We start from the raw sequence: 12,093 nt of genomic DNA on the forward strand, positions 1-12,093 counted from the left end.
GGCCCCGAGAGGATGGACGGAGTGTGTCGGACCTCGACCTGCTGACCCGGTCCCTGGCGCGGAACGTCAAACGCTGGCGCGCCGAGCGCGGGTTCACCCTGGACACCCTCGCCGCCCGTGCCGGGGTCAGCCGCGGCATGCTGATCCAGATCGAACAGGCCCGGACCAACCCCAGCCTCGGCACGGTCGTCAAGATCGGTGACGCGCTGGGCGTCAGCATCACCACCCTGCTCGACTACGAGCAGGGCCCCAAGGTCCGGATCGTCCCCGCCGGCCAGGCCGTACGGATGTGGCACACCGACGCGGGCAGCTACAACCGGCTGCTCGCCGGCGCCGAGGCGCCCGGACCGCTGGAGCTGTGGGACTGGCGGCTGATGCCCGGCGAGAGCAGCTCCTCCGACCCGCACCCGGCCGGCACGGTGGAACTCGTGCACGTCACCGCCGGCGAACTGACCCTCACCGTCGACGGCGTGCCGTACGGCGTCCCGGCCGGGGCCAGCGCCTCCTTCGACGCCGGGGTGCCGCACACGTACGGCAACGACGGTGCCGTACCGATGGAGATGGTGCTGGCCGTGTCGGTGCCGCCCGTGCAGTGAGACGCGCCCGCACGGGACGCGCGGCGGCTGTTAACGTGCCGTCATGCGCGCACCCATCGGAGACTTCGACCGGGCGATGCCCGCCCCCGACTGCCTCACCGAGCTGACCGGCCCGGTGGCCGACGCCGTACGGCACTGGCGCGGCAGCGTCCCCGCCGACCAGATCGTCTACGTCGACACCGACCCGCAGTGGGCGGACACCAGCGTCTTCGTCGAGCACTACGGGCAGGAGCTGCTGGAGCAGTCCGCCAACTGCGTGGTCGTCGCGGGCAAGCGCGGCGGCGAGACCACGCTGGCCGCCTGTGTCGTGCTCTCCGCCACCCGCGTCGACGTCAACGGCGCCGTCCGCCGGCAGCTCGGCGCCCGCAAGGCCTCCTTCGCCGCGATGGACACGGCGACCGGCGAGACCGGCATGGAGTACGGCGGCATCACCCCGGTCGGACTGCCCGAGGGCTGGCCGGTGCTGGTCGACTCGGCCGTGGTCGACCTGCCGTACGTCCTGGTCGGCAGCGGCCGGCGGCGCGGCAAGCTGCTGGTGCCGGGCAAGGCCCTCGCCGAACTGCCGGGCGCGGTGGTCCTGGAGGGCCTGGGGGTCGCCTGACCCCGGCCTCACGCCGTGGCGTGGTGGGCCAGCGGCAGATGCGGATCCGCCGCACCCGGCGTGGGTGCCGGATCCGCGTGCACCAGGGCCGCGGTGAGGCGCGGTACGGCGTGCAGCAGGGCGTGTTCGGCCTCGACGGCGATCGCGTGCGCCTGACGCACCGTCACCTCGCCGTCCACGACCACCGCCACCTCCGCCCGCAGCCGGTGCCCGATCCAGCGCAGCCGCAACTCACCCACCCCGCGCACGCCGGGCACCGCCCGCAGCGCCCGCTCGGCCCGGTCCACCAGGGCCGGGTCCACGGCGTCCAGCACCCGCCGGAACACCTCCCGCGCCGCGTCCCGCAGCACCAGCGTGATCGCCGCGGTGATCACCAGCCCCACGATCGGGTCGGCCAGTCGCCAGCCCAGCGCCGAGCCGCCCGCGCCCAGCAGCACCGCCAGCGAGGTGAAGCCGTCGGTCCGCGCGTGCAGCCCGTCGGCGACCAGCGCCGCCGAGCCGATCGAGCGGCCGACACGGATCCGGTAGCGGGCGACCCACTCGTTGCCCGCGAAACCGGCCAGGGCCGCCACCGCGACCGCCGGGACGTGCTGCACCGGGCGCGGATCGAGCAGCCGGTCGATCGCCGCCCACCCCGCGAACGCGGCCGACGCGGCGATCGTCAGCACGATCGCGATGCCCGCGAGGTCCTCCGCGCGCCCGTAGCCGTACGTGAAACGGCGGGTCGCCGCGCGCCGGCCCAGCACGAAGGCGATGCCCAGCGGTACGGCCGTCAGCGCGTCCGCCGCGTTGTGCACGGTGTCACCGAGCAGCGCCACCGAGCCGGACGCCACCACCACGACGGCCTGCGCCAGCGCGGTCACGCCGAGCACCGCCAGCGAGACCCACAGGGCGCGCATGCCGCGGGCGGAGGACTCCAGCGCGGAGTCGACCTTGTCGGCGGTGTCATGGGAATGCGGGGTGAGGAGATGGGCGAGGCGGTGGGGGAGCCGGCGATGTATGAGGCGGCGGAGGCGGGAGGGGGCGGGTCGGGAGTGGCCGCCGGGGTGGGTGATGCCGGGATGCGTGTGGCCGTGACCCTGGTCGCGGTGGTCGTGGTGCCGGTGGGCGTCGTCGTGGTGATCCTGGTCGCGGTGGTCGTGGTGCCGGTGGTCGTGATCGCGGAGGTCGTGGCTGTGGCGATCGTGGTGGTGATGCGCGTGGCGGTGCTCGTGCCGGTGCCCGTGGTCGTGCCGGTGCCCGTGGTCGTGCCGTTCGCTCACGGTTCTCCCCTTCCGGTGCGCGTCGCTCTGCGGTGCGCGTCGCTGGACGTGGGCCGTCCTCGGCATCATTATGTGCGTATGAGCGCACGCATGCACCTATCACCTGCGCACGATACGCATCCGCGCACCCCCGGCGAGGAGCAGTTCGCGCTCGCCGCCGAACTCCTCGCCCTGCTCGGCGACCGCACCCGGCTCACGCTGCTGCACGCGCTGAGCGGCGGAGAGGCGGACGTCTCGACGCTCACCGAGGCCTGCGGCGCGGCCCGGCCCGCGGTCAGCCAGCACCTGGCGCGGCTGCGCCTCGCCGGGCTCGTGACCACGCGCAAGGAGGGCCGCCGGGTGGTCTACGCGCTGCGCGACGGCCATCTGCGCAGGGTCGTGGACGAGGCGCTGAACCTCGCCGACCACCGGCTCACCGGGCGGCCGGAGCACGACTGACGCCGGTGCCCGCTCAGCGCCCGGGGTCCTCGCCGAGGTACTGCTCCGCGAACGCGGACGCGGCGACGGGTGAGGCGAACAGGCGGCGCAGCCGGGCCAGTGCGGTGCCCGCCCGGTACGGATCGCCCGACGCCGTCCCGTGGTACACGTCGGACAGCCACTGGGAGAACTCCTGGTAGTCCCAGACCCGCTCCAGGCAGTCGGCCGAGTAGCCGCGCAGCCCGCTCGCGTCGCCCCGCGTGAGGCAGGCGACGAGCGCGTCGCCGAGCAGGAACGCGTCGTGCAGCGCGAGGTTCATGCCCTTGGCGGCGATCGGCGCGGTGAGGTGGGCCGCGTCCCCGGCGAGGTACAGCCGCCCGAACGCCATCGGCTCGACCACGTAGTTGTGCATGTCGAGCACCCGCTTCTCGATCAGCCGGCCCTCGGTGAGCGGCGGCGCGCCCCGTGCGCCGAGCCGCTCCCGGAGCTCGGCCCAGACACGCTCGTGCGGCCAGTCGTCCGGGTCGTCGCCGGGCGGGCACTGGAGGTAGTACCGGGTCACCTCGGGGCTGCGGGCCATGTGCCCGGCGAACCCGCTGGGGTGGATGCCGAACACCACGCAGTCGGAGGACGGCGGCGCCTCGGCGAGCAGCGCCAGCCAGCCGATGCCGTAGTCGTGCCGCGCGACGCGGACCCGCTCCGCCGGCAGCGCGGCGCGCGTCACACCGCGCGCCCCGTCGCAGCCGGCCACGAACTCGCAGTGCAGGAAGTGGCGTTCGCCGGTCCGCGGGTCCGTGTACGACACCGCCGGCCGGTCCGTGTCCAGGTCGTGCAGCCGGACGTCCCGCACGCCGAAGCGGATGTCGCCGCCGCGTACGTCGGCGTACTCGCGCACCAGGTCGGTCACCAGCAGCGGCTGCGGGTAGATCCAGTGGTGCCGCCCCGTCAGTTCGGCGTACGACAGCCGGTGCCGCTCCTGGGCGAAGCGGAACTCGCACCGGGTGTGCCGCTGGGCCCGCTCCAGCAGGTTCGCGGCCAGGCCCCGCCGTTGGAGGCCGCGCACCGCCCACTCCTCCAGCACCCCGGCGCGCGGGCGACGTTCGATGAACTCCCTGCTCTCCGCCTCCAGGACGACGCAGTCGACGGACGCGGCCCGCAGGACGTTGCCGAGCGTCAGTCCGGCGGGCCCGGCGCCCAGGACGACGACCGGAGACCGCAGGGCGGCGGGGGAGCCGGGACGGGGGGAAGGTGTGGCCACGCCAGCATTATGACGGTGGCCGGACAACAGGGGGTGCGTCAGCCGAGGCGCGGTATCTCGATGGCGGGGCAGCGGTCCATCACCATGTCGAGGCCGGCGGCCCGGGTGCGCGCGTAGGCGGCCTCGTCGACGACGTCCAGCTGGAACCAGACCGCCTGGGCACCCTTGGCCACCGCCTCGTCCGCGACCCCGCCCGCGAGGTCGCCGTTGACGAAGACGTCGACCACGTCCACGGGGAAGGGGATGTCCGCCAGGGACGCGTAACCCCGCTCGCCGTGCACCGTCTCCGCCTTGGGGTGCACCGGCACGATCCGCTTGCCGAACCGCTGGAGCACCCGGGCGACGCCGTACGCCGCGCGGGACCGGTTCGACGACAGGCCCACCACCGCCCAGGTGTCGCCCAGCTCGGTGAGAATCCTGCGGACCGTCGCGTCGTCGCCGTACACCAGAGGCCTCCTTCGGCCGGGTCGTCTCGTCGTCACGTACTGCAACGGACGGGCACGCGCCAGGATTCCCGTCCCGGTCCCGCGCGGGCGGCGTGATCCGGAGTCAGGCTCTAGGCTCGACGCGTGCTGCGCATCATCGACGCCCGGACCGGTGAACCCGTCGACGCGACCACGACCGGCCGGGGACTGACCTGTGTCGAGGCCCACGCGCCCGCCCTCGACGCCACCGCCCTGCGCGTCCTGCTGGTCGCCGACGTGCTGGTCCGGGCCCTGGAACTGGGCGGTACGCCCGTATGGGGGCTGCTCTCCGGCGACCGCGAGCGGGCGGAACTCGGGGCGGCCGCCGCGGCCCTCGGCATCCGGCCCTTCGAGGACCGCCACGAGGCGGCGGCCGGGCTCGGGGAGCGGCAGGTCGTCCATGTGGTGCAGGAGGGCGGCGCGCGTCCCGACGGGGTGCGCGTGGCGGTGGCCCCCGTGCACGGGCGCGGCCTGCCGGACGACGTGCCGGACGACGATCCGGCCGTGCTGCGTCTGGCCCTGCTGTCCCGGCCCCGGAACCTGCCCGCCCGGCTCGACGACGCGGCCCTGGGTGAGGCGCGCGACACGCTCGCCCGCTGGCGGCGGGCCGTCGCCGGCTGGGCGCGGCACCCGTCGCGGCCGGTCCCCGAGGAGGTCCGCGGCCGGCTCCGCACCGCCTGGGAGGACGACCTGGACCTGCCCTCGGTCCTGCGCGTCCTGCGTCAGGTGGAGACCGGGCCGGACCTGCCGGACGGCGCCCGCTTCGAGACGTACGCCTACGCGGACCGGCTGCTCGGGGTCGACCTGGCACGCGACCTGGGAGCCCCGGAATGATCCCGCGCGCGGGAGCGGGCCCGCTGCGCCGCCTGGTCGTGCTGCGGCACGCCAAGTCCGCGCGGCCGCCGGACGTCGCCGACCACGAGCGCCCGCTCGCGCCCCGGGGCCGCCGGGACGCGCCGGCCGCCGGACGCGCGCTCGCCGCAGCCGACTTCCTGCCGGACCTCGCCCTGTGCTCCACCGCGGTGCGGGCCCGCCAGACCTGGCAACTGGCGTCCGCCCAGTGGGGCACCCCGCCACCGGTACGGCACGACGCACGGCTGTACGCGGCCGGCGCCGACGACCTCCTCGCCGTCGTGCACGCGGTCGCGCCCGAGATCCGGACCCTGCTCCTCGTCGGGCACAACCCCGGCCTGGAGGACCTGGTCCTGGCGCTTGCCGGGGACGGCCTCGGTGACACCCTGGACCGGGTCCGCGCGAAGTTCCCCACCTCGGCGATCGCCGTACTGGCCTGGCACGGGAGCGGATGGCACGCGCTGCGGCCCGGCGAGGCGCTGCTGACGGAGGTGCTGGTGCCCCGGGGCAGGAAGCCGTAGGGAGGCCCTCCGGGAGGGAGCGGCGACGGGGGCCGCCGCTCCGACGGGCGGCCTCACCCGTCGAGGGGAACGCGCGGGGAGCGCCTAGGCTGGCCGGATGCAGGACGAGTACCGCACGGTCGCCCGCGCGGGCGTGCACGAAACCGAGGTCAGCCGCTCGCGCTTCCTGTGCGCCCTCGCCCCGGCCGCCACCGAGCAGGAGGCGCAGGACTTCGTCGCGGCCGTGCGCAAGGAGCACGCCGACGCCACGCACAACTGCTGGGCGTACGTCATCGGCGCCGACGCCGCCGTCCAGAAGGCGAGCGACGACGGCGAGCCGGGCGGCACCGCCGGTGTCCCGATGCTCCGGATGCTGCTGCGCCGCGACATGCGGTACGTCGTCGCCGTCGTCACCCGCTACTACGGCGGGGTCAAGCTCGGCGCGGGCGGGCTCGTCCGGGCGTACGGCGGGGCGGTCGGCGAGGCCCTCGACGCCCTCGGCACCCGCACCCGGCGCCGCTTCCGGCTGGCCACGGTGACCGTCGACCACCAGCGCGCGGGCAAGGTCCAGAACGACCTGCGCGCCACCGGGCGCGACGTGCGGGACGTGCGCTACGGGGAGGCGGTCACGATCGAGATCGGGCTGCCGGACGCCGACGTGGACGCCTTTCGGGCGTGGCTCGCCGACGCCACGGCCGGCACCGCGGGGTGCGAACTGGGCGGGGAGGCGTACGGAGACGTCTGACGCCACTCGGCGAGTGGCGTTCAGGACGGATCGGCGCAGTCGCGCACCCGGTCGATGTCACGTCCGCCGCTGGGGAGCGTGGCGGCGTGCCGGCACAGCAGCGAGCCCCGTGCCTCACCGCGGCCGGTGGACCCGGTGGCAGCGGGAAGTGCCGAGGGCGGCGTGATCGACAACCGGTCGTACGACGTCGCCAGGAGGGCAGGACCGACGCCGTGCCGCGCGAGCAGCTGCTGGAGGTTCCCTGGCCGACCCAGTCGTTCACGGTTCCGAGTCAGCGAACCTCGCTCTTCGTTCCGACGCCTGCTCCACCCGTACGAGGCGCTGCGTCCCGCCGACATCGCCGGCACCGATGAGGTTCTGCGGCTCGCGGCCCGGCACCGGACCGTGCCCGTGCCCCACAGGTCGTCCACCGGCGTCCACGCCCATGAGGCCGTCGACCGACGACCCCGGCGGCCTGCCTGGCCGCCGGGGTCCTCGTGTGTTCCGTGCCACCGGGCGCGCCGCGGAACACGGCCTGCGGCCGCGGCGCTGCTCACGGTCAGATGTTCGGTTCCCGGGTGCGCGGCGCGGCGGCACGGTGCTGGGTGGGCGTGATGCCGCGGCGGCGCTTGAAGGCGACGCTGAGAGCGAAGGCGTTGGAGTACCCGACCTTGCGGGCGACGGAGCCGACCGTGGCATCGGTGTCACGCAGCAGGTCGGCGGCCAGGGCGACCCGCCACATGGCCAGGTAGGTCATGGGAGGTTCACCGACGTGGCGGGTGAAGCGGCGGGCCAGGCCGGACCTGGAGGCGCCCGCCTTGGCGGCCAGGGTCGCCACGGTCCACGGATGGGCGGGGTCGTCGTGCATCAGCCGAAGCGCGCTCGCGACGACGGAGTCGTCCGTCGTGCGGTACCAGACGGGCGCGTGGTTCTGGGGCCGGTCGAACCAGGCACGGAGCGCGGAGACGAGCAGCAGGTCCAGCAGACGGTCCAGAACGGCCTGCTGACCGGGCTTGTCGCGCCGCAACTCCTCCGTGACCAGGGTGAGGAGCGTACGGTCGCTGTCGCGCTCCGCGACGACGAGGACATCCGGGAGAGCGTCCAGGAGGCGGTCGCTGATCCCGGCCCGGCCCTCGTAGGCACCGCTGATCAGCAGGGCCGAGCCCGCCTCGCCGGCCCCGCAGGTCCGCGGGTCGAGGGCCGGCCCCCCCGGCGACGGCCCGGGCGGTGCGCGCGCAGTAGTCCGCGCTGGTGATGACCTGCTGGGGCGGCGACGCGGGGTCCTCGGCGACGGTGTACGGGGCGGGGCCGCGCAGGACGGCGATGTCACCGGAGCCGACCTCGATCGGCTCGCTTCCTCGGCCGCTTCTTCCGAGGTCAGTCGTAGAGCAAAGGGCGACAGGCGATAGCGTGACGGGTGGTGGTGGCGAGCCCGTGCCGGTCGGTGCTGGTCTGTGGAGCGAAATAGGGGTGAATGCGCAGGTGAAAGCGGTTTCATGAGATTGCTCCACACTTCCGACTGGCATCTCGGCCGGGCGTTCCACCGGGTGAACATGCTCGGGGCCCAGGCCGAGTTCATCGGCCACCTCGTCACGACCGTGCGCGAGCGCGCCGTCGACGCGGTGGTCGTGTCGGGGGACGTGTACGACCGGGCGGTGCCGCCGCTCGCCGCCGTCGAGCTGTTCGACGACGCGCTGCACCGGCTCGCCGACCTCGGCGTACCGACGCTGATGATCTCCGGGAACCACGACTCCGCCCGCCGCCTCGGGGTCGGCGCCGGGCTGATCGGCCGGGCCGGGATCCATCTGCGCACCGACCCGTCGGCGTGCGGCACGCCGGTGGTGCTGCGGGACGCGTTCGGGGAGGTGGCCTTCTACGGGCTGCCGTATCTCGAACCGGCACTGGTGAAGGACGAGTTCGGGGTGGAGAAGGCCGGGCACGAGGCGGTGCTCGCGGCCGCCATGGAGCGGGTACGGGCCGACCTCGCCGCCCGTGCGCGGGGCACCCGGTCCGTCGTCCTCGCGCACGCCTTCGTCACCGGCGGCCAGGCCAGCGACAGTGAACGGGACATCACCGTGGGCGGGGTGGCGGCCGTGCCGTCCGGTGTCTTCGACGGCGTGGACTACGTGGCGCTCGGGCACCTGCACGGCTGCCAGACCATCACCGGGCGGGTGCGCTACTCCGGCTCCCCACTGGCGTACTCCTTCTCGGAGACCGGGCACCGCAAGAGCATGTGGCTCGTGGACCTCGGCGCCGACGGCACGGTGCGTGCCGAGCGCGTCGACTGCCCGGTGCCCCGGCCGCTGGCCCGGATCCGGGGGCCGCTGGAGGAACTGCTCGCCGATCCCGCGCTGGCCCGGCACGAGGAGGCCTGGGTCGAGGCGACCCTGACCGACCCGGTCCGCCCCGCCGACCCCATGGCCCGCCTCACCGAGCGCTTCCCGCACACCCTCAGCCTCGTCTTCGCCCCCGAGCGCTCACCCGACCGGCCCGTGGCGTCCTACGCCGGCCGGCTCGCGGACCGCAGCGACCAGCAGATCGCCGAGGACTTCGTGGCGCACGTGCGCGGGGCGGGGCCGGACGAGCACGAACAGGCCGTGCTGCGGGACGCGTTCGACGCCGTACGCGCGGACCAGACCGTGCGGGAGGTGGCCCGGTGAGCCCGCCGCACTTGCTCGGCCCGCCGCTGCGGGGGGTGACCTGGATGAGGTCGTACCGGTTCGGTTCGTCCGTGTGTGTGGTGGCCGGTTCGGGGTCGTACCGGCTTGGTTCGTCCGTGTGTGTGGTGGCCGGTTCGGGGTCGTACCGGTTCGGTTCGTCCGTGTGTGTGGTGGCCGGTTCGGGGTCGTACCGGCTTGGTTCGTCCGTGTGTGTGGTGGCCGGTTCGGGGTCGTACCGGCTTGGTTCGTCCGTGTGTGTGGTGGCCGGTTCGGGGTCGTACCGGCTTGGTTCGTCCGTGTGTGTGGTGGCCGGTTCGGGGTCGTACCGGCTTGGTTCGTCCGTGTGTGCGGTGGCCCGTTCGGGCTCGTACCGGCTCGACTCGTTTCCGCGTGGGCCGCGTCTGCTCGACTCGCTCCGGCGGGAGGCCGTCCGATGAGGCTGCACCGGCTCGACATCACCGCCTTCGGGCCCTTCGGCGGCTCGCAGAGCGTCGACTTCGACGAGCTGTCCGCCGCGGGCCTCTTCCTGCTGCACGGACCGACCGGCGCGGGCAAGACCTCCGTCCTGGACGCGGTGTGCTACGCCCTCTACGGCTCCGTACCGGGCGCCCGGCAGAGCGGCCAGGGCACCGCCCTGCGCAGCGACCACGCCGCGCCCGGCACCCGCACGTCGGTCACGCTCGAACTGACCGTGGCCGGACGGCGGCTGGAGATCACCCGGCAACCGCCCTGGGAGCGCAAGAAGAAGCGCGGCACGGGCACCACGCTGGACAAGGCCCAGACCTGGCTGCGCGCCCACGACGCCGGAACCTGGAAGGACCTCAGCCGCTCCCACCAGGAGATCGGCGAGGAGATCACGCAGCTGCTCGGCATGAGCCGGGAGCAGTTCTGCCAGGTGGTCCTGCTGCCGCAGGGCGACTTCGCGCGTTTCCTGCGCGCCGACGCCGAGGCCCGCGGCCGGCTGCTGGGCCGACTCTTCGACACCCACCGGTTCGCCGAGGTCGAGAAGCGGCTCGCCGAGCGCCGCCGCGCCACCGAGGCCGAGGTGCGCGACGGGGACGCCGAGCTGCTCGCCGACGCCCACCGCATGCAGCAGGCGGCGGACGGCGCGATGGAGCTGCCCGAACTGACCCCCGGGGACCCCGGACTGGCCGAAGCCGTACTGACCGCCGCGGCGGTCGCCCGCAGCACCGCGCGGGAGCAGCTGACGGTCGCCCGGTGCCGCCTCGCCGCCGCCGAGTCCGCCCAGGAGGCGGCCGGCCGCGCCCTGGACGACGTACGCGAAGTCGCCCGGCTCCAGCGCAGGTTCGCCGACGCGCGGGAGCGGGCCCGGCTGCTGGAGGAACGGGACGACGCGCACCGGGCGGACCGGCAGCGCATGGAGCGGGGCCGGAAGGCGGAGGCGGTCGCGCCCGCGCTGGAGCTGCGGGAGGCGGCCGACGCCGAGCACCGCGCGGCGGTCGCGGCGGAGGCACGCGCGCGGGCCGCGCTGCCGGAGGGATTCGCCGGGGCGGGCCCGGCCGGACTCGCGGCCGCCGCACGCCGCACCACCGAGGAGTTCGGCGGGCTGGAGTCCGCCCGCCGGGCCGAGCGGCGCCTGGCCGACGTCCGCGCGGAGCGCGCCGGCCTGGACCGGCAGGAGCGGGCCGACGAGGACGTCCTGCACGACGCCGAGACCTGGCTCGCCGGATGGGAGCCGGCCCGGGCCGGCTTGCAGGAGCGGATCGACGCCGCTCAGGAGGCGGCGTCGCGGGCCGAGCAGCTCGCCGTGCGCCGCGAGCCGGTGCAGCAGCGGCTCGGCGCCGCCCGGAAGCGCGACCAGCTGGCCGGGGACACCGAGGCGGCCCAGCGGCAGGCCCTCGCCTCGGGCGAGCGCGCGCTCCAGGCGCGCACCCACTGGCTCGACCTGAAGGAACAGCGCCTGAACGGCATCGCCGCCGAACTGGCCACGGGCCTGGCAGACGGCGAACCCTGCGCCGTCTGCGGCGCCACCGAACACCCCGCGCCCGCCCGGAAGGTCGCCGGACACGTGGACCGGGAGGCGGAGGAGCGGGCCCTCGCCGCCAGCCGGCGCGCGGAGGAGGCGCACGCCGACGACGAGCGACGCCTGAACCTCGTACGGCAGGCGCTGGCCGCCGCGGCCGCCGAGGCGGGCGACACGCCGACCGGCCGCCTCGTCGACGAGGCCGAGGAGCTGGAACGGCAGTACGCGCGGGCCCGGCGGGAGGCGTCGGGGCTGCACGCCGCGCGCGAGGAGCTGCGCCGGGCCGAGCAGGAGCACGAGCGGCGCACCACCGCGCGCCGGGAGGCCGAGCTGAGGGCCGCGTCCCGGCAGGCCCGCCGCGAAGCCCTGGACCGGGAGAGAACCACCCTGGAAGGGGAGTTGGCGCAGGCCCGGGGCTCCTCCGGGAGCGTGGCCGCGCGGGCGGCGGAGCTGGAGAACCGGGCCGCGCGGCTCACCGAGGCGGCCGAGGCCGCGCGGCACGCCGAGGACACCGCCCAGCGCCTGAAGGACGCCGACGCCCGCCTTGCCGACGCCGCCTTCCGCGCCGGGTTCGACACCCCGCAGGCCGCGGCCGCCGCCCTGCTGGACGCCGCCACCCACCGCGAACTGCAACGGCGGCTCGACGCCCGGCAGGCAGAGGAGGCCGCCGTGCGCGCGGTGCTCGCCGCGGCCGACACCGCCGCCGCCGCCCAGCGCCCGGCCGCCGACCTCGCCCCCGCCGAGCAGGCCGCCGCCGCCGCGGGCCGGCGGGTGC

General features: G+C 75.3%; 12 protein-coding genes and 1 pseudogene. 8 read left to right on the plus strand and 5 right to left on the minus strand.

Features of this window, described 5'->3' with window-relative positions:
- Positions 1-23 precede the first annotated feature (23 nt).
- Positions 24-596 carry a helix-turn-helix domain-containing protein gene (locus tag ACFF45_RS11875; protein WP_381345497.1) on the plus strand — a complete coding sequence of 191 codons (573 nt, stop codon included), beginning with the start codon at positions 24-26 and terminating at the stop codon, positions 594-596.
- Positions 597-639: 43 nt separating this feature from the next.
- Complete coding sequence (locus tag ACFF45_RS11880) at positions 640-1,197, plus strand: YbaK/EbsC family protein (protein ID WP_381345499.1); 558 nt, start codon at positions 640-642, stop codon at positions 1,195-1,197.
- Between the two features lie 8 nt (positions 1,198-1,205).
- Here the strand turns inward: ACFF45_RS11880 and ACFF45_RS11885 are convergent, their stop codons facing one another.
- Complete coding sequence (locus ACFF45_RS11885) at positions 1,206-2,459, minus strand: cation diffusion facilitator family transporter (RefSeq protein ID WP_381345501.1); 1,254 nt, start codon at positions 2,457-2,459, stop codon at positions 1,206-1,208.
- Between the two features lie 78 nt (positions 2,460-2,537).
- Between ACFF45_RS11885 and ACFF45_RS11890 the strand changes: the two genes are divergently transcribed.
- Complete coding sequence (locus ACFF45_RS11890) at positions 2,538-2,897, plus strand: ArsR/SmtB family transcription factor (protein ID WP_381345503.1); 360 nt, start codon at positions 2,538-2,540, stop codon at positions 2,895-2,897.
- A 13-nt stretch (positions 2,898-2,910) separates the two neighbouring features.
- Here the strand turns inward: ACFF45_RS11890 and ACFF45_RS11895 are convergent, their stop codons facing one another.
- Positions 2,911-4,134 carry a 4-hydroxybenzoate 3-monooxygenase gene (locus ACFF45_RS11895; RefSeq protein WP_381345505.1) on the minus strand — a complete coding sequence of 408 codons (1,224 nt, stop codon included), beginning with the start codon at positions 4,132-4,134 and terminating at the stop codon, positions 2,911-2,913.
- 38 nt (positions 4,135-4,172) lie between these two features.
- Complete coding sequence (locus ACFF45_RS11900; protein ID WP_381345507.1) at positions 4,173-4,580, minus strand: CoA-binding protein; 408 nt, start codon at positions 4,578-4,580, stop codon at positions 4,173-4,175.
- A 123-nt stretch (positions 4,581-4,703) separates the two neighbouring features.
- Between ACFF45_RS11900 and ACFF45_RS11905 the strand changes: the two genes are divergently transcribed.
- From ACFF45_RS11905 to ACFF45_RS11915, 3 genes are all read left to right on the plus strand, one after another.
- On the plus strand, positions 4,704-5,432 hold the full coding sequence (locus ACFF45_RS11905) for a hypothetical protein (protein WP_381345509.1): 729 nt from the start codon (positions 4,704-4,706) through the stop codon (positions 5,430-5,432).
- Entirely contained in the window at positions 5,429-5,971 is a 543-nt protein-coding gene (locus ACFF45_RS11910) for a SixA phosphatase family protein (protein WP_381345511.1), read from the plus strand. The genes ACFF45_RS11905 and ACFF45_RS11910 overlap by 4 nt, the downstream gene beginning before the upstream one ends.
- Positions 5,972-6,068: 97 nt before the next feature.
- Positions 6,069-6,695: a YigZ family protein gene (locus ACFF45_RS11915; RefSeq protein WP_381345513.1), complete on the plus strand. Its 627-nt coding sequence runs from the start codon at positions 6,069-6,071 to the stop codon at positions 6,693-6,695.
- Positions 6,696-7,233: 538 nt separating this feature from the next.
- Here the strand turns inward: ACFF45_RS11915 and ACFF45_RS11920 are convergent.
- Both ACFF45_RS11920 and ACFF45_RS11925 read right to left on the minus strand, forming a co-directional pair.
- The gene (locus ACFF45_RS11920) at positions 7,234-8,004 is read right to left on the minus strand and encodes a cupin domain-containing protein (protein ID WP_381345515.1); all 771 of its coding nucleotides are present in this window, start codon (positions 8,002-8,004) and stop codon (positions 7,234-7,236) included.
- Positions 7,934-8,200: pseudogene (locus ACFF45_RS11925) on the minus strand (hypothetical protein); the annotation flags it as partial. The gene ACFF45_RS11920 and the pseudogene ACFF45_RS11925, both read right to left, overlap by 71 nt.
- Between ACFF45_RS11925 and ACFF45_RS11930 the strand changes: the two are divergent.
- Both ACFF45_RS11930 and ACFF45_RS11935 read left to right on the plus strand, forming a co-directional pair.
- Positions 8,171-9,334: an exonuclease SbcCD subunit D gene (locus tag ACFF45_RS11930; protein ID WP_381345517.1), complete on the plus strand. Its 1,164-nt coding sequence runs from the start codon at positions 8,171-8,173 to the stop codon at positions 9,332-9,334. The pseudogene ACFF45_RS11925 and the gene ACFF45_RS11930 overlap by 30 nt on opposite strands.
- Before the next feature lie 433 nt (positions 9,335-9,767).
- Positions 9,768-12,093, plus strand: a 2,326-nt coding sequence (locus tag ACFF45_RS11935; protein ID WP_381345519.1) for an AAA family ATPase, incomplete at its 3' end; no start/stop codon positions are given.

The organism is Streptomyces cinereospinus, assembly GCF_042430725.1.
Classification (GTDB): Bacteria; Actinomycetota; Actinomycetes; order Streptomycetales; family Streptomycetaceae; genus Streptomyces; species Streptomyces cinereospinus.

What these genes read in the sequence shown, in the direction of transcription:
- ACFF45_RS11930 (WP_381345517.1), top strand. Translation starts at nt 8,171, where the DNA reads ATGAGATTGCTCCACACTTCCGACTGGCATCTCGGCCGGGCGTTCCAC.
- ACFF45_RS11915 (WP_381345513.1), top strand. Translation starts at nt 6,069, where the DNA reads ATGCAGGACGAGTACCGCACGGTCGCCCGCGCGGGCGTGCACGAAACC.
- ACFF45_RS11880 (WP_381345499.1), top strand. Translation starts at nt 640, where the DNA reads ATGCGCGCACCCATCGGAGACTTCGACCGGGCGATGCCCGCCCCCGAC.
- ACFF45_RS11890 (WP_381345503.1), top strand. Translation starts at nt 2,538, where the DNA reads ATGAGCGCACGCATGCACCTATCACCTGCGCACGATACGCATCCGCGC.
- ACFF45_RS11910 (WP_381345511.1), top strand. Translation starts at nt 5,429, where the DNA reads ATGATCCCGCGCGCGGGAGCGGGCCCGCTGCGCCGCCTGGTCGTGCTG.